We start from the raw sequence: 17,935 nt of genomic DNA on the forward strand, positions 1-17,935 counted from the left end.
ATGAATTGGCTAAAAAAAATATTTAAACGTACTCCAAGTTGGATTTCAGAAGAAGAACGACTTGAAATTATTGGTAAGAGTAGTAAGCAGGTGAGCCGGGGGGTATTCTTTGCCACCGTTATTATTATCGCGTCTTTCCTACCTGTATTTATGCTTACAGGACAAGAGGGAAAACTTTTCCATCCACTTGCTTTTACCAAAACATTTATCATGCTCGTAGATGCCCTTTTAGTAATCACGCTAGCTCCTGTATTAATCTCGTTCTTCATGAAAGGTAAATTTAAGCCTGATCACGCCAATCCGGTAAATCGATTTCTTGAACGAATTTATGAGCCTATCATTAAAAGCGTATTAAAGTGGCGGAAAACAACCATTGCGATTAATATTATTGCTTTGTTGATTACGATACCACTTTTAAAAAAGCTGGGTACTGAATTTATGCCCCCACTCGATGAGCAAAGCATATTATTTATGCCTGTAACACTTCCCGATGTTAGCAACAGCGAAGCTAAACGTATTTTGCAGGTACAAGATAAAATCATTAAAAGTGTACCAGAGGTCGAAAAGGTATTAGGTAAAGCAGGTAGGGCAAGCACAGCTACTGATAATGCCCCCATCAGCATGATCGAAACGATCATTATGCTGAAACCAAAGAATCAATGGAGAGAGGGGCTTAGCAAAGAAAAACTTATTCAGGAGTTAGACACCAAATTACAGATTCCTGGCGTGGTGAATGGTTGGACACAACCTATCATCAACCGCATTAACATGTTGGCAACAGGAATTCGTACGGATGTAGGTGTTAAGGTTTTCGGGCAAAACCTAGATACACTCGCTGTCGTTTCTGAGCGCGTAAGAGAAGCCCTTGAAGGAACTCCGGGTATTCAAGACCTATACGTTGAACCCGTAACAGGCGGAAAATACCTTACAATAGATGTGAAGCGAGAAGCATTAGCTCGTTATGGTTTAACTGTTGACGATGTCAACCAAACAGTAGAATCGGTGATTGGAGGAGCAGCGGTTGGCCAAACGATTGAAGGACGCAGGCGCTTCAGCATTAACGTACGCCTCGCTCAAGATTACAGAAACAGCTTAGCCCAGCTGGGGAGAGTGCCACTACAAAGTACTGCTTTTGGTGAGGTTCCATTAAACGCAGTGGCCAATTTACGTTTTGAAGATGGCCCTCCGATGATAACATCTGATAATGCCATTCTTCGCGGAGCAGTCATGTTCAATGTACGCAACCGGGATCTCGGAAGTACCGTACAAGAGGCTATGCAAAAGCTCAATGGCGCGAAAGATGTGTTACCTTCAGGCTATTTCTTAGAGTGGAGTGGGCAATATGAAAATCTTATTCGCGGACAACAGACACTGTTGTGGATTGCCCCTATTGTATTCATTATTATATTTTTTGCTTTATATTTTGCTTTCCACTCGTTAAGAGAAGCTTTTTTAAGCTTGGTAACGATTCCTTTTGCTCTTATTGGAGGGGCTTATATGATTTATTTCTGGGGAGTTCATCTTTCGGTGGCGGTAGCCGTTGGTTTTATCGCGCTGTTTGGTATAGCAGTAGAGACAGGTATTGTAATGGTTATTTACCTAAATGACGCTATGCAACAGTTGGTGAAAGAAAAAGGGAATAGCAGCGAGACCATTACCAAAGAAGATCTAAGAAAATATGTTATTAACGGTGCAGCTAAACGATTGAGACCTAAGATCATGACAGTCTGTGTATCATTATTTGGCCTATTACCTGTTCTGTGGGCCACAGGAGTTGGAACAGATGTTATGCGCCCTATTGTGCTACCTATGATTGGGGGAGTATTAACCTCTTCAACGCATATTCTCTTGGTTACGCCCCTTATATTTTTGATGACTAAAGAGTACGAATTACGCAAATATGGAAAATTGGAAATTTATGATGCAAAACATTAAACTAAGCGGATATATACAGCAATGTATCTTGTGTTTTGCTTTACTCTTTTCAGGGAGCGTCAAAGCGCAAGTGCAAACGACGAAAACACTGTCGCTGGATACGATCCTCCAACGCATCGACCAACAAAATATAAAACTAAAGGCCTATGCATTACGAGGGAAGGGTTTTGAATATCGAGCGAAAGCAGCCACTGCCTGGATGGCACCCATGGTGGGAGCCGGAACGTTTATGACTCCTTATCCTGGTCAGAAACTTATGGATGATAACGATAAAGGTTCACTCATGTTTAATCTGGAACAAGAAATACCAAATCCTAGCAAACAGCGGGCAAACAAGCAATTTATTCAATCACAAAGCGCAACGGAAGAAGCGAAGCGCGCTGTAGATCTTAACGAACTGAGAGCGCAGGCTAAAAGTCTTTATTACACCTGGATCGTTGCCGCGAATCGGATAAAGCTCCTAGAGGAGAATGATAAAGTAATCAGCAGTATGAAGCAGCTAGAAGCGATACGATATGAATATAACCAATCGCAACTTAGTAATGTATTCAAGGCGGAAGCACAATTAGAAGAAAACAGGAACATGCAACGCATGCAGGAAGCAGAAATTGCCCGCTCGAGGGCTTGGCTCAATAGCCTAATGAACGTGCCCGGTAATACGATGTTCGACATAGACACAACGTATCAGCCCCAGTTTCGACTAGAAGCCTCTCTTGACACTTCATTATTGGCTGATCGAAGAAAGGATATACAAAAAATGAATGCCGACTTACAAACGATGCGTTTTGGTATTGAGACAATGAAACAAGAACGAAAACCCGATTTCAAAATCCGTTTTGATCACATGACACCCTTAGGTAAAATGATGCCGAATGCTTATAGTGTTATGGGAATGGTAAGTATTCCTGTTGCACCATGGAGCAGTAAAATGTATAAAAATGAAACCAAAGCCATGCAATTAGAGCTAGCCGCTATGCAGCAGGAAAGACAAGGCATGTTACTGGAAAGTCAGGGTATGCTATATGGTATGCAACAAGAGATTATAAACATGGAAGAAAGGATAAAAAAGATAAGCGACAAGGTTATTCCAGCCTTGCAACGATCAATGGATGCCAATTTCCAAGCCTACCGAGAAAACAAACAGCAATTACCTGCTGTACTGGCCGATTGGGAAGCTCTTAATATGATGCAGAACACGTTGTTGGATGAAAAGTTAAAGCTTTATCTAATGTTTGTGAATTATGAAAAAGAACTTTATAAGTAAAATATTTATAGGAATCTTATTGCTTTTCTCTTGGGGATGCTCCTCAAGTGATGACACAACAGATCAACATGGGCATCATCAAGCAATCCAAATTGATACTGACATCCAGCAATTAGCAAAGCCTACCAATCAACAAGTGATTGCCCGAACGCCTACAATACGGGCAGAACATGGTTTAAAGGTATTTCCCGTTAATGTTACCGGACGTATCAGATATGATAGTAAAAATAACACCTCGGTAAGTACGCGCGTTAGCGGGCGCATCGAGCATGTAGGGATCAAATATAATTTCCAGGCTGTTAGAAAAGGGCAGCTTTTGGTAATGCTTTACTCCCCTGAACTCGTTGCTGCGCAACGTGAATTATTGATACTTAAAAACACCCACGACGAGAAATTAATTCAATCAGCCATTCAAAAACTTCAATATTTAGGAATGAGTCACCGACAGGTGCAAAAAGTGCTGCGATCGAAAAATGTTTTGTATAGGGTACCCGTATATAGCCCTGCTAATGGATATATTCTTGAGCAGACGAACAGCAACGCTGCTGCACCGAGCAGCCCTGCAACCATGTCGGCAAATACTGATAATGGGATGGGCATGAATGGTTCATCTACTTCGCCCTCCACTGTAAGTCCGCCTCCCTCGGAGGCTACTCAATCGGTATTATTAAGGGAAGGGCAATATGTAGCCGCAGGCCAAACGCTTTTCAACATCTATACCAATTCCGATTTAATTGCCGAATTCGCCCTTCCTCCCAGCTTAAACACTAAAATACAAAAAGGTAAGAAGATACTCTTTCAAAGTATAGATCAGGAAAGTAAATTATATCAAGGAGAAATTGGATTAATCCAACCAACTTTTAACACCAGTGAAAATTTTAGCCTCGCCAGGGTTTATCTTAAGAGCATCAAACTACCAGTAGGTCAACTTTTGCGTGGTACTTTTGCGATAACAGAAAAACAAGGCTATTGGTTACCCAAAGAGTCCGTTGTTTCCTTGGGCAATAAAAGCGTCGTGTTTAAAAAAGAGGGGAATGTGTTCCAGCCGATTGGTATACAAACGGGTATTTACACCATCGATCAAATACAGATATTAAGTAATATTCAGGATTGGGAAATTGCAAAAAATGCCTCTTATTTAATAGATAGTGAGGATTTCATTGCTGCAGAAAAAATAAAAAACCATGAATAGAAACCGTTTTATTAAGGCACTACTGTTCTCAATTACTACGCCATCGCTATTATGGACGTCTTGTAATAATGGGAAATCGACGGATAAGAAAGCAGCGGCAAAAACTTTTACTTGCCCTATGCATCCACAGATTGTGCAAGATCATGCAGGTACATGTCCGATATGTGGTATGGACCTTGTCCCATTTGATAAAAGCAATAAAGATCGCTTTTTAACCTTGAGTCAAAACCAACAAATACTTGCTAACATTACTACCATGATAGTGGGTGCTGGCAATATGGAGGATTATACGGCCATCAATGGTAGGTTTGCCGTAAATCCGGAAGAAACCAATTTTGTGAGTAGCCGTAATGCAGGTAGAATAGAACAGCTTTATATTAAAGAGACGGGTATCCCTATACATAAAGGGCAAGCTATTTATAAATTATACTCAGAGGAATTGCTTACGTTGCAGAAAGAATACCTGATGACACACAAACAGGCTAAGCAGTTTAAGAATGATAAAAGATTCCAGGAAATTTTTGAAGGAGCAAGACAAAAGTTGTTACTTTATGGACAGACGCCACAACAACTTTCTTCCTTAATCAATAATGAAAAGACCTCCCCTTACATTACCATTTTTGCGCCAAGTAATGGTACAGTGGCTGAGGTGTTAGCAAGCGAGGGGCAATATGTAAATGAGGGTACCTCAGTATTACGGTTAGAGGGATATCAAAGCATGTGGGTAGAAGCAGATATTTATCCCAAAGAAGCCTCTTTGGTAAAGGAAGGACAAATTTTAAGTGTGTTGACCAATGGTAATGCGAGTTCACCCCTTCCAATGAAAGTGCAGTTTATCGCACCGTCATATCAAAGTAGCTCACAGATTATGCAATTAAGAGGAACAGTAGCTAATACAGATCAATCCATTAAAGCAGGTATGCCCGCCACTATTCTCTTGCCCCGTACCGCTAAAACGGAAGCTTTAACCCTCCCAAGTAATGCTATTATTCGAAATGGGAAGACTAGTCACGTTTGGGTAGCGCTAAGCCAGGAAAAATTTCAAGCACGTGCCATTAAAACGGGTATAGAATCTTTTGATCAAACAGAGATTGTAGCAGGCTTAACGGCAGGAGATAAAGTAGTAGTGAGCGGTGCTTACCTCCTATATAGTGAATACGTGTTAAAAAAAGGAGGACAACCTTTGGATTAGTTATTAGTTGTTAGTTGCCGGTTACGAGTTGTGTGTTTAGCCGCAGCTATTGCAAATTCATCATTCATCGTTCATCACTAAACATTACGTCTTATATCTTAATTTTTAAATAAAATGAAAACAGCAAATTTTAAAATCGGTTTAACTGCTTTGGCAGCGGTATTCTTATTAGCTTCTTGTAATGCTACTAATCAGCAAGCACAAGAAACGTCGGATCATGCGGAACATCAAGAGGAAAAAGTGGAAGTATCAACAAGCGGTATTCCGAAAACAAAAAGTGACGTGTTAAATGCGCTATATCCGCATTACCTAGCTTTACAAGACGCATTGGTTAAGGAAGATATTGTTAAAGCTAAAGAAGCCGCACTTTTGATAGAAGAAGGAAGTAAAAACTTAAAAGAAGGGCAAACCCTGCAAACTACAGCCAGTGAAATCCTCTCCGTGGAAACGATACAGGAGCAACGTGAAATTTTTTCACCTTTAAGTGAGGCTCTTATTACACTCATTAAATCAAATGGTGTTAGCGAAGGAGAATTTTATGTAGCGCATTGTCCTATGGCTTCAGACAATAAAGGAGCTAATTGGATAAGTCCCGACAAAACCATCAAAAATCCTTATTTCGGTGATAAGATGCTTACCTGTGGAAGTGTGGAAGAAACATTAAAAAAATTATAGCACACTATGTGTTGAAGGTTAATGGTAACCTTCAACACATCTGCAAGGATGTTAGTGCCCTAATAGATTTATGATCTAAAACAGAAAGCTGTCATCATCTATTGGAGCAAGACAATTTATCTAATAGTAATTTTAAAGATTAAAGCTTAGCTTTGCATAAAACCAATGTTTATGAAAAAGATATTATTAACCTACTTATTATTTTTAGGTGTTTCAACTATATATTACAGTGAAATAAAGAAAGACGTTCCACCCATACTTATAGGAGGTATTCTTATTGGTGCTTAAATTGGTTGTACACATAAGTCTATAATTATCGTCAGTATCTAACCTGCTAAATCGATTATTGTATTTAAGCAGTATCAGTTCTATAAAAAACTCGTGACAAACAAAAGTGCACTATTATTAATTTTTATTAGTATTTATATATCTGTTAGCGTTTACGCTCAAAAAACGCTACAGCAACCCTTTGATGATTGTCAAACGGACGGAAGCATAACCATTTATAATTATAATACCGGAAAATGGATAGTGAGCGACAGTACTGACAGCCACGTTGCCAGCCTCCCTGCCTCTACCTTTAAAATACTTAACACACTCATTATTTTAGAGACAGAAATAATTAAAGATGAAAATGAAATAATTAAGTGGCCAGGATCAACCGATACAACAAAATATGGATACCGCCCCGATATCTATCATGACATGAGTTTGAAAGAAGCTTTCCATCTTTCTGCCGGTTGGGTATACCGCGAGTTAGCGAAAGAAGTTGGGAAAGAGCGGTACAGAGACTATTTGAAAAGGTGTAACTACGGAAATGGGGATGTCTCCACACCAGATCCCGATTTCTGGAATTATGGAAACTTCGAGATTTCACCTGTTAATCAAATAGAAATATTAAAAGGTGTATACGAAGAAACACTTCCATTTTCGAAAAGATCAATACAGATTCTGAAACAGATGATGATTGAAGAGAAAACTCCGATATATACACTGAGAGCAAAAACCGGGTGGACAAAAGATGGAGGAAAAGATACTGGCTGGTGGGTCGGTTATATTGAAAAGAAAGACAATGTTTATTTTTTTGCAACACGCTTAGTTAAAGAAAGGACAATAACCAACCCTAATTTCAATAAGTGTAGAAAGAGTATTACAAAAGAGATTTTACGTAGTCTTAAGATACTTTAATAAAAAAAATCCACCTGCTAACGAATCAGCAGGTGGCTTCCTACACTTAAAAGTATCCAACCGTAACTGTAGAAGTTCTTATAATCTATTTTCTATAAAGAAAATTATTACCCAATTTGTTTTCGCCTTTAAAAATCAAAGACAGCTTTTGAGAAGTATTGTTACAAAAATATATAATTGTTTGCAATTTCCTATACCAACTATAATTAAATGATAATTCAATGTTTATTTATCGTGTAAGTAATGTGCAAAAACGTGTACAGCCACGGTTTATAATTCTATACTGCATATAAAAAGAGAAGCGCCCACTGAAAAATCAGCAGGCGCATACATCTCCAAATAGATAGCATCTATCTATTTTGGGCTACGGTTGGATTAAAATCTTCCGGTAGATAATAAAAAAAAAGCTAATAAACAGTAAAGCAACCATTTACACGAAAATCCCCATATATGTTACAAATATAAAAATATAGTGTCAACCAAATTCCGCAGAATTCCAATTGTATACCCCTTCATTTAAAATGTGAAATACTGTGAATATATATCACATTTTTATACATCTCTTTAAATTAATGGGTCACTTATTGAATTAATAGTAATTAAGTTTAACTAAAACAACTATACGATAAGCGTTATTAAAATGGCTAATCTAATTGAATTGTAAAAATTACAGGCCAGTTTTTCCCTGTAACATACATTAATTTAGCTTTTTCATTCCAAGCAATACCATTTAATACATCTTCTTCATTTTTTTGAAATCTTGGACTGAAATGCTCTAAAAGTCCCTCAAAATGCATTTCTCCGATAATATTCCCAGTCTTTGGGTCTATTTTATAAATTTTATCGTCATACCAGCGATTTGCATAAATAAATCCGTCAATAAATTCTAATTCGTTTAACTTATCCATTTCTTCGCCATTACGATTTACTTCCAGTGTTTTTATGACAGAAAAAGTTTCAGGTTTTACGTAGTATAATCTTGTACTACCGTCGCTTACTATTAGGCTTGTATCATCATGTGTTAAACCCCACCCCTCTTTTGGCCAATGCAATTTAGAAATTGGGTGTTGTAAATCGTCTTGATTATAGATCAGGACCTCATGGCTTTGATAGGTTAATTGATATAGCTTTTTATTAAAATGAGTAATTCCTTCGCCAAAAAGTTCCTTATTTTTGTTCTCAACTTTACTGATTATTTTACCATCTTTTGGATCTATCTGGCGTATGGATGTTTCTCCATATTTCCCGGTGCTCTCATATAACTTTCCATCATAATATTCTAAACCCTCTGTAAATGCTATCGTGTCATGCGGAATTGTATCCAATACTTTGTAAAGTATGGTATTCGCATTTACTCTTGTAGCTACAGGTGTTTCTGCGGTCTCCCGACTATCGTTATTGGGATGACTACAATTCGTCAAGATAAAGGCTATTAACAAATAGGTCAAATAACGTCTATTATTCATTCAAGATTAATTTTTCATTTAACAGTTCACAAATCTCTAAATTTATTTGTAATTACCCATTTTTAAATAGTTAGCTAAATGACGATCGGCCGCTGTACTTAAAAATGTCATTCGCCTGTGCCCGGAATTTGTTTTTATTTATTACAACAACTATGTTTGCAATGACTCGACTCCTTCTTTGGCTGCCGTAAGTTTAAAACGGAGAGTTAACATAAAATCCTGTCAATATTAAAATTTCACGATCTTGAAAAAGTATACGTATCCATCTGTTCTTACTATTGCCGGCTACGATGGTAGTGGTGGGGCAGGAATCCAAGCTGATATAAAAACCATCTCCGCTTTAGGTTGCTTTGCTACTTCGGTGCTGACAGCCCTACCTATACAAAATACATGTGGTGTAAAATCGATCTATAACATTTCTGCTGATGCAGTACGCGAGCAGATGAAGGCTATTCTTACTGATATTTTACCTGATGCCATTAAGATCGGTATGGTTCATACTAATGAATTGATCTATCTTATTTCAGAAGAACTTTCTCAATACCCTGCTATTCCCCTTATTTTTGACCCCGTTATGCTTGCGAGTAGTGGTCAAAAGCTCATAGAAGACCATACGCTGAACCCTTTAATTCAAAGGCTGATATCCCTTGCTGATGTTGTAACACCTAATATAGACGAGGCCGCAATTTTAGCGGGAATGAATATTGAAACGGTTGAGCATATGTATAAAGCTGGAGAAAAGATTATGCTTTTAGGCTGTAAATCAGTTCTATTGAAAGGAGGCCACTTGCTTGGTGAGAAGCTGACCTCTCTTTATTTTGATCAGCATGGTAGTGTACATACATTCACCGTCAAAAAAATTGACACCCATAATACACACGGCACTGGCTGCACACTTTCATCTGCCATTACCTCTTATATTGCACGTGGCTCTTCTCTTTTAGAAGCCATTGAAGCCGGTCAGGAGTATGTATATCAGGCGATATTGCAAGCAAAAGACGTATTAATCGGAAAAGGGAAAGGTCCTTTGAATCATTTTTTTAACCCGGAGAAGCTTATTAAAAATGAGCTTAATTGATCATTAATCTGCTGATTCGTATATCATATTTGGTCCATCACAAGCGCTCCAGGTAGAGCGCCACCGTCTATCATTTTTATACATTAGCGACTCTATTCCTTTCGTACAGCTTCCTATAATAGCGCTTTCTGTCGTGTGACTAAATTCAAGATAAATCTCAGAAGCGTTCTGAACAAGTCGGTAGGTACCTGAACTCGCTTCTTTTTTTCCGTCCAAACTAATTCTCAATTTGGTAAAATCGCCGTCATTTGTTAGCGTATATGTTTCTTGCCATTGAAGCGAATGCTCCATAGGAGATGCATCTGCAGCAAAACTTCCACTCATTTCTTTCAGCACCAATATCTTAGGTATTGAAACATCTTTCAATTTTTCGTCCTTCGAGCAGGCGATAAACAGGCTAAAAAGAATAATCGGCAATAACGGTTTCATATTTAATTATTTAATAGGTCTTTATTAGTTCTAACAAAACGCAAACCACATGCTTCAATGCAAGGCGGATTAAGTAATAAGCTGTTTTGATCAATTTGATAACGATATAATATAGGATTTTTCTGACTAGTTATTCCTATCTCCAGGTAAATACTATCCTTTACCCTATAATGCTCCATTTTAGGGTAAAGATTGGTTTGCAGTGAACCATCTTGGTTGAATATAATATAGGCAACACTATCTTCTGAAACGGTTTTCCATTCGCCGCTGCCATCGCCTGGATCGGCTAAAGTTTCAGTTAATATCCATTTACCTTGCAATGGTGTTGATAACGTATCATCCTTTTCGCAGGCAGAAAATAAAAATATACAAAGCAGGTATAGCGTGGTTGATTTTTTCATAAAAGGCCTTTTCCTAAAAAGAACGATGAACAACAAAATAATGCTACACATACAACTGGATAAACAGCAAGGATGCTTTCATATCGTGCAATCGTGAATAGCAGCATCCATTAAAACAAAGCAAAGAGGGGTTTTAGACACCCCCTTTTTTTATTCTGTATAATTAGCTCGGCTTATCCTAAACGTTCATCTACCTTAGGCCAATTTATGAGATTCCACCAATGATGAATATATTCTGATCTTCTGTTTTGATATTTTAGATAATAAGCGTGCTCCCATACATCTAAACCAAGTAAAGGATTTCCCTTAATTTCTACCACATCCATCAGTGGATTATCCTGATTTGGTGTAGCGCTTATTTTAACTTTGCCTTTATCCTCAACAAGCCATACCCACCCAGAACCAAATCGATCAGTTGCCGCCCTTATAAACAACTTTTTAAAGTTGTCAAATGTATCAAAGCTTCCGTTCAATACACTTAATAACCTGATCGGCAAGTCTTCTTTTTTTGGCGTCATACTCTCCCAAAAAAAGTTATGGTTCCACGCACCGCCTGCATTATTACGTGCCTTTATGGAGAATTTTGAAATATTTGCTAAGACTTCCCTCTCCGTTGCATATGCGATATCTTCCGCAATCATTGCTTCATGTATTGCTTTTACATAAGCGGCATGATGCTTTTCATAATGAATTTGCATCGTTAATGCATCAATATAAGGCTCCAGTGCACGATAATCATAGGGCAATTTAACTTGATTAAATATTGTATCTGCGGTTGACCAGTCTTTTTCTTTAGCAAGAGCCAAATGATTCAAACCCATTTCTACCATGGAGGCAGTGGTAAGAGCAGCAGTATTGTAAATGAATTTTCTGCGTGTTATTTTCATCTTATTATTTTGCTTTAATTGCTGATTTAATTTACTCGCTTCTCAAATAGTCGTAGATAGCTTTCGCTTCTTTTTCGCTCAACTGTTGATTGATCATTGGTGTGTTATAGATGGCGTACAGTTTTTTAGCAGCCGGATCTTTTTCTATCATTTTTTCTGGAGCTAGCAGCATATTGAGCACCCACTCCGGCGTATGACGACCTGTTATTCCCCTTAGTGGTGGGCCTAATGTTTTCTGATCCATTTTATGGCACATGGCACATTTCGCCATGAAAAGATCTTTACCTTGCTTTACCAATACTTTGCTAATTGCTTCGGGTTTATATTCTGTGATTGGCCCAACACCTTTAGCGCTTAGATCTTTCGGAGAAACTTCTACTTTTTCGCGCTGGACGCTTGTATTTTTCCGACCAGCATTTGCTGATGTTTGTATTTCACCATCTGATGAAGAATTTCCTCCACAGGCATATGTGATCGTTAAAACTGCTGCAAGCACAGCTATTTGTATACGCATTATAATGTTCATATAGCTATTTCTTTATGTTAAACCTTATATGTTATTTATGTTTTTCAAGCAAAAAGTCCATGTCCTGAATGAGCTTCTTTACGGAATCGACAACCGTTCCATCATAAATACCCCTTATTTGTCTATTTTGATCTACCAGTACGAAACCACCACTGTGAATGTAGCCGCCCGGAGCCTCCTCCTCCGCTGCCGCGGCAGAGAAATAAGACTTTTCAGCTAACGCATAAACATCTTTAGCAGTCCCATTTACAAAATGCCACAGGCTGGTATCAGCTCCAAGCTTTTCGGCATATTTCTTAAGAACAGGGATGCTATCATGCTTCGGATCTATACTATGTGAAATAATCCCAACGGCAGGATTACCCTTAAAATGTTCTGTCACCAGTAACATGTTTTTGGACATTATCGGACAAATAGTTGGACAAGTAGTAAAGAAGAAATCGGCTACATATATCTTATCCTTAAAGGTGTTATTGGTAATCCAATTGCCATCCTGATCTTGAAAACGGAAATCAGCAATACGATGACTTTTATCACCATAAATAGGTAAAGCAGCCCGCTCCTTATTGTTGCAGCTAGCGAGCATCAGCATACAAGCCAATGCCATTATTATGTTTGATTGTTTAACTATCATAGCAATTAGTTTTAATTAAAAAGCAAAAGAAATGTGTGTCATCAGTCGGTTTCCAGCGTCGACCCTACCATCAGCCAAGTTTTGAGAAAACGGCATTTGATAATTCGCTCCCAGTGAAATCCTTTCATAACTTAACTCGACGCCTGTCACAGCCGAAGTAATATAGCCACCTGATTGCCCTACATTAAAAGTATTATACTCTACATCATGGGCTGCTCGTTCATACATCAGGCCTGCATTGGGAGCAATTCTTAACTTCATGTCTATTAAGAATTTATAATAGAAAAGTGCATTACCTGTAAACTTATTTCCGTAACGATATTCGTATTTATTTTCTGTATTGATCTTGTACAGCATATTAAGGTTAAGACCCAGGTCCATCAATCGGGCATCATATGACATATTTAAAGTAAAATCGGTACTACCAGTTCCCAATTGAAAATTATTGGGCGCATCCGATCCTATCGTCGAACGCTCTGTATTATCGTATTTTCCCGTTGGTATTTTAACACCAAATCCAGCCCATAGTGAATGATTGAATAGCTTACTGTTCTTTGTTGTTGCCCCTCCCTCAAAAATTTTGTAATACCCCATAACGGCAACATCCCCTATGCCATTCTTACTTCCAGCGGTTCCTGCGCCAGATACGTTCCTGTGGTTAAAATTATAAGGAAGAATAGCCATTACCCGGAAGCGCTTCCCGATATTCCAAGCACCCCATAGCTCTGCTATACGGTATGTCTCATCTGCACTTAATGCTGTCCGCTCGCCCTGTGGCCCTAAGTGTGTTTCCAGCGAATTGTACTGGTAACGTAGCCCAATAAAGCGCTTATTAAAATCAGGAAGAATCCCTAAATAATAGCTACCAACTCCGCAACCACAAATATCACAGGCAAAGAGTGGTATACTCGTTAATAATATTAAACTTGTAATTATAATGTTCTTTTTCATTTCTTGAATAATTAGGTATCTATACGCACCAGCCCAACGTGTTTACATCTTGAACTTGTGTCTTATGTCTTGATACTTGCGTCTTATGTCTTGATACTTGTGTCCTATGTCTTGATACTTGTGTCCTACGTCTTGATACTCATAAAACATCATTCAGCCAATAACTTGTTCTGTACGAAAGACTCATCATTAAGCGTTTCTAAAAATGCAAGCAGCAACTTTTTTTCCTTCGCTGTAAGTTGTATCCCTAATTTACCATCGTCATTTTCCAATGAGGGGTCAATTGTTCCATTATCCACAACTTCACTGGAATAGTGATTTAACACACCCTCCAAATTCAAAAACCGTCCGTCATGCATAAAGGGTGCAGTATATTTAAGATTGCGTAAACTAGGCACCTTAAACTTGTACTTTTCTAAAGGATTCAAGGTAATATCATATCGACCCAAATCGTTTACAGCACTTGGCACTAGCCCGTTATTACGGAAAGTTCCGTCGGTAAATAGCGGCTCGGGATGGCAGTTGGCACACTTACTTCGAAAAAGTGCATAGCCTTGTTCTTCCTCCTGGGTAAAGTCTGCCCCTTCTTTTCGCATTACCTTATCATATTTGGCGTTGCTACTTGTTGCCATTACCATAAAGGAAGATAATGCTTTCAAAAAGCGGATAGATGTGATTGCTGAAGTTCCGTATGCCTTTTCAAAAAGAGCGTGATATTGCTCATCTCCTTGAAGCTTTTTAAGAATATTAGGCACCTTTTCATCCATCTCCACAGGATTTTCTATTGGCACAATAGCCAATAGATCCAAATCCGCAACACCTCCATCCCAAAAGAAAGCTTTGTTCCAGGCAACATTCATAATAGGCATAGAATTACGTGTCCCAAGTTGATCATCAATACCGTGACTTACATCATGTCCATGATGTGTAAAACCAGCGGCCTGTATATGGCAACTGCCGCACGAAATGGTGTTATTCCGCGATAACCGTGCATCATAAAACAATTTTTTTCCCAGCTCAAACTGTTCCTTGCTTATTGGATTCTTTGCTACGTTATAAGCAGGTGCTGGAAAATTAGCCGGCTGTTTAAATCCTTCAAACAATTCTGGTAATTCCGGAATAATTTCTGAAGCTTTATTACAGGCTATTACCACAAGTAATAGCCCGATAAAAACAATCATTTTGTTCATTACAACTCATTTTCGTTGCGCACTCCGTTTTCCGTATGGTCATGACTAAACATGTGCTGATAGTTGTTTGCCACTACACTACTAAAATCACTTACCATTACCGTAGGATGTTGAGCGATATCGATATTGGGAGAGCCGTTAAATACTTTCATTAAATCAACCAATAAATGAATGTTGCTGCGATATCCCTTACGGACTTCAGCAACTCCACCTGGAGAAAGATCTAGCGTAATAGTTTTTATATTATTAAGTGTAGGTGTTGTTGGGTCATAGCCCCCATAAAGTCCTATATGATAGCGAAATTTATTATCGGCGCTCGCAACAACGGAAGAGGTACCTTCCATTTTAAAGAATATGTAACCACTATTCCAGCCCCAGTACATCCCAGCGCCATCATGCCCTCCTGTAGGGTCTAAAACACCTTGCCGTTGTTCAACAGGCATGGTACTTCGTATACTATCTACACCCAGGGTGAAGGTCACACTTCTATAATCGCCTTCAGGCACATTTACTTTAGCGAAACGACTGTTACGATCATGACCTAATATAAGAAAATAGCTACTGTCTTGGGGCACTATGTATTCTGCTCCTTGCGTATTAGTGAATTTTAAATTACTGACATAATATTGAACCAAAGAGAGATTGAATGTTTCGCCGGAAGCGTTGGTGTAATTTGCAGTATTCAGTTGTAGTGTCTTATTGCCTACAATGTTATCGAACTCCACCGACAGTTCCCCGACATTATTGCTGTCTGGCGCTGGCGTTTCATTTTTCTTACAAGCAGCTAGTAAGAGCGTCATTGCACTAAGTAGAAATATATGTTTAATCGCTTTCATCTTCTATTTTTTAACCTGAATTTTAAATATTACCGGCTCAGTGGAAACTTTCTTTCCATCTTTTAATAAGTCGGCCTTTACCTCCCAGAGGCCCGGCATCGAGAGGTTAACTTTACCTTTATAATAACCCTCGCCCGCTGCTTTGGCATTTTCATTTCCCTCAGAACCATGTCCCATATCGGGCATATGTGTATTTAATGCAATCTCATAACCATCGAAAACCGCCGGAAATTCATTTTTGCTTACTCTATGAAGCATAAAACGAATAAACTGATTACCTACCGGTAATCTTTCAGGCGCGATGAGGGATAAAAAGAAGCGTCCTTCATCTCCTCCGTCAAACGCGATCGTTCTTGCTTCCTTCACCTCTTTTACGTGAATAGGAACATTAACTCTATTGGATGGCTCTCCCATTTGATCCACCAATAAATTAATAGTCCAGTTATGCTGACTTTCAATCGAACTAGGCATGATAAAGATCACCCCGCCTTTAAAAAAACCATTTGCTGCGCTTTCAGCAGGCTGTATTACAGGCGCCCCATGGGCCATCATACCCATTTTCATCTCGGGTAATAAACTGATTTTCGCTTTCTTAACTACTGTACCTTTCGAATCTTCCATTTGTATGAACAGTTCCTGATAGCTATCTGTTAAGGAATCTGTTGCGAATACTTTTGCTGAAAGATTTCCGTCAACTGATTTACCTTCCCCAACTTCTATAAGCTTATCAGGAATATTATCTTGATCTTCTATTGTTTTTTCTTGATGAGTATCTGCCTGCTTATACGCTTTGGTATTGTTGTTACAAGCCATAAACAGAGGCAAGACCCAAGGAATGAGCGCAAGCACTATCTTATTGATATTTAACATATTAAATAACTTATTTTGAAATAAAATGATATATAATAAAAGAAGGGTATCAGATTTGTCATCCTGATTAGTCACAAATCCATTTTTGTTGACACCACGCTATGCAGCGCAAATCTCAAAAAGGAATGAATGTAATGAAAGCTTTTCAGCAATCAAATCTTTACCACTATAAACCGCTACAATTTCGTTTTGGCGGTAAGAAAGGGCAGTTACTAAAAAGATAAGAATAAGATTTATTATAGGGGGGAGTTATATTTTTGAAGGCTATTTTAATGAGCTCGGGTAAAACCAACTTTGTGGGAATAACAATAGCAACTTCCACTTTATTAAAATTAGAAGCATGTTCTTTATCTTGTTTATCTTCTAATTTTTTAAGCTTTTTCATGAGCACACATTGCCCATTGCAATGCATGGCCGGCTTATCTTTGTTTTCGCAAAGTTCGGCGACAATGTACGACTGGTTTGCTTGAAACCAAGCCAATACACCTAAACTACACAGGCACTGAAACACCAGTGTAACAAATAAAATAATCGATATAAATTTATTGAACACAATTACTCAATAAGTAAATATAATATTGAAGGGGCATATTCCTCCGTAATCGTAGAAAAATCTGGATAACACATTTATAGAGGTCCTTCAATAAAAAGACAATACTGCAAATGGTAGAAGACTAAGTTTAATGTAGAAAATTAGACTAGGGGTGGATGGAAAATAGTAGCAATAATTTCTATAGTATATATAGGTTTAACATAGGTTGCATAAGATAGCTGGACAATTGCGGCCACCGGCGTTTTTGTTAGTGTACTTACTGTATGACTCAATAGTAACTGCACTTCCTTAAATTTTAAATCTGGTTGTTTTTCTTCTCGCTCCTGTTCCTTCTTCAGGCTTTCTGTTAACACACAAGATCCGCCGCACATACTAACCGGCCGATTACGGTAATCACAGAGGTTCTTAGCAATATAATCTCTGTTGGCATAAAAAGCCGTCATAATAAATAAACCGGCACAACTCTGCAAGAGCATCATTGGCACCAGTAATATGACCGCTAAACGTTTCATCGCAGCAAACTTAGGTAAAGTTATTGTAAGTATCAAGATGGAAAATAGAGATATAAGATGCAAGACGTTAGACACAAGATACAAAACTTCGGTGACACCTCTATCTTGCTACTTGATACTCACATCTTGATACTTGATTCTTAACACTTAAATGCT

At 38.3% G+C, this 17,935-nt stretch carries 19 protein-coding genes; 7 read left to right on the top strand and 12 right to left on the bottom strand.

What is annotated here, in order from left to right; genetic code table 11:
• From BMY50_RS28610 to BMY50_RS12925, 6 genes are all read left to right on the top strand, one after another.
• Positions 1 to 1,935 carry an efflux RND transporter permease subunit gene (locus tag BMY50_RS28610; RefSeq protein WP_093324920.1) on the top strand — a complete coding sequence of 645 codons (1,935 nt, stop codon included), beginning with the start codon at positions 1 to 3 and terminating at the stop codon, positions 1,933 to 1,935.
• A complete protein-coding gene (locus BMY50_RS12905; protein ID WP_238383755.1) occupies positions 1,919 to 3,199 on the top strand; it encodes a TolC family protein in 1,281 nt (426 codons plus the stop codon). Before BMY50_RS28610 ends, BMY50_RS12905 begins: the two co-directional genes overlap by 17 nt.
• A complete protein-coding gene (locus BMY50_RS12910) occupies positions 3,177 to 4,391 on the top strand; it encodes an efflux RND transporter periplasmic adaptor subunit (protein ID WP_093324926.1) in 1,215 nt (404 codons plus the stop codon). Before BMY50_RS12905 ends, BMY50_RS12910 begins: the two co-directional genes overlap by 23 nt.
• Positions 4,384 to 5,583: an efflux RND transporter periplasmic adaptor subunit gene (locus BMY50_RS12915; RefSeq protein ID WP_093324928.1), complete on the top strand. Its 1,200-nt coding sequence runs from the start codon at positions 4,384 to 4,386 to the stop codon at positions 5,581 to 5,583. Before BMY50_RS12910 ends, BMY50_RS12915 begins: the two co-directional genes overlap by 8 nt.
• Positions 5,584 to 5,697: 114 nt before the next feature.
• A complete protein-coding gene (locus BMY50_RS12920; protein WP_093324930.1) occupies positions 5,698 to 6,258 on the top strand; it encodes a DUF3347 domain-containing protein in 561 nt (186 codons plus the stop codon).
• Positions 6,259 to 6,639: 381 nt separating this feature from the next.
• Entirely contained in the window at positions 6,640 to 7,446 is an 807-nt protein-coding gene (locus BMY50_RS12925) for a penicillin-binding transpeptidase domain-containing protein (protein WP_093324933.1), read from the top strand.
• A 644-nt stretch (positions 7,447 to 8,090) separates the two neighbouring features.
• Here the strand turns inward: BMY50_RS12925 and BMY50_RS12930 are convergent.
• The gene (locus tag BMY50_RS12930) at positions 8,091 to 8,912 is read right to left on the bottom strand and encodes a glutaminyl-peptide cyclotransferase (RefSeq protein ID WP_093324935.1); all 822 of its coding nucleotides are present in this window, start codon (positions 8,910 to 8,912) and stop codon (positions 8,091 to 8,093) included.
• Positions 8,913 to 9,156: 244 nt separating this feature from the next.
• Between BMY50_RS12930 and thiD the strand changes: the two genes are divergently transcribed.
• Positions 9,157 to 9,990, top strand: a complete 834-nt coding sequence (gene thiD, locus BMY50_RS12935; protein ID WP_093324937.1) for a bifunctional hydroxymethylpyrimidine kinase/phosphomethylpyrimidine kinase — start codon at positions 9,157 to 9,159, stop codon at positions 9,988 to 9,990.
• A 3-nt stretch (positions 9,991 to 9,993) separates the two neighbouring features.
• Here the strand turns inward: thiD and BMY50_RS12940 are convergent, their stop codons facing one another.
• The 11 genes from BMY50_RS12940 to BMY50_RS12990 form a co-directional block, all read right to left on the bottom strand.
• Positions 9,994 to 10,419, bottom strand: a complete 426-nt coding sequence (locus tag BMY50_RS12940; protein ID WP_093324939.1) for a hypothetical protein — start codon at positions 10,417 to 10,419, stop codon at positions 9,994 to 9,996.
• Positions 10,420 to 10,421: 2 nt separating this feature from the next.
• Positions 10,422 to 10,820 carry a hypothetical protein gene (locus tag BMY50_RS12945; protein WP_093324941.1) on the bottom strand — a complete coding sequence of 133 codons (399 nt, stop codon included), beginning with the start codon at positions 10,818 to 10,820 and terminating at the stop codon, positions 10,422 to 10,424.
• 173 nt (positions 10,821 to 10,993) lie between these two features.
• A complete protein-coding gene (locus tag BMY50_RS12950; protein WP_093324944.1) occupies positions 10,994 to 11,707 on the bottom strand; it encodes a superoxide dismutase in 714 nt (237 codons plus the stop codon).
• Positions 11,708 to 11,738: 31 nt separating this feature from the next.
• Positions 11,739 to 12,233, bottom strand: coding sequence for a c-type cytochrome (locus tag BMY50_RS12955; RefSeq protein WP_093324947.1), 495 nt, complete (start codon positions 12,231 to 12,233; stop codon positions 11,739 to 11,741).
• 31 nt (positions 12,234 to 12,264) lie between these two features.
• Entirely contained in the window at positions 12,265 to 12,867 is a 603-nt protein-coding gene (locus BMY50_RS12960) for an SCO family protein (RefSeq protein WP_093324950.1), read from the bottom strand.
• A 15-nt stretch (positions 12,868 to 12,882) separates the two neighbouring features.
• Positions 12,883 to 13,818 (bottom strand): transporter, encoded by a 936-nt coding sequence (locus tag BMY50_RS12965; protein WP_093324953.1) that lies wholly within the window; start codon positions 13,816 to 13,818, stop codon positions 12,883 to 12,885.
• 149 nt (positions 13,819 to 13,967) lie between these two features.
• Positions 13,968 to 15,008 (bottom strand): cytochrome-c peroxidase, encoded by a 1,041-nt coding sequence (locus BMY50_RS12970; RefSeq protein ID WP_093324956.1) that lies wholly within the window; start codon positions 15,006 to 15,008, stop codon positions 13,968 to 13,970.
• Entirely contained in the window at positions 15,008 to 15,844 is an 837-nt protein-coding gene (locus BMY50_RS12975; protein WP_093324959.1) for an MbnP family protein, read from the bottom strand. Before BMY50_RS12975 ends, BMY50_RS12970 begins: the two co-directional genes overlap by 1 nt.
• Positions 15,845 to 15,847: 3 nt before the next feature.
• Entirely contained in the window at positions 15,848 to 16,714 is an 867-nt protein-coding gene (locus BMY50_RS12980; protein ID WP_139202253.1) for a FixH family protein, read from the bottom strand.
• 166 nt (positions 16,715 to 16,880) lie between these two features.
• A complete protein-coding gene (locus BMY50_RS27940) occupies positions 16,881 to 17,099 on the bottom strand; it encodes a hypothetical protein (protein ID WP_139202254.1) in 219 nt (72 codons plus the stop codon).
• Positions 17,100 to 17,407: 308 nt separating this feature from the next.
• Positions 17,408 to 17,779, bottom strand: coding sequence for a hypothetical protein (locus BMY50_RS12990; protein WP_093324968.1), 372 nt, complete (start codon positions 17,777 to 17,779; stop codon positions 17,408 to 17,410).
• Between the last annotated feature and the right edge of the window lie 156 nt (positions 17,780 to 17,935).

The organism is Olivibacter domesticus, assembly GCF_900109575.1.
Taxonomy (GTDB): domain Bacteria; phylum Bacteroidota; class Bacteroidia; order Sphingobacteriales; family Sphingobacteriaceae; genus Olivibacter; species Olivibacter domesticus.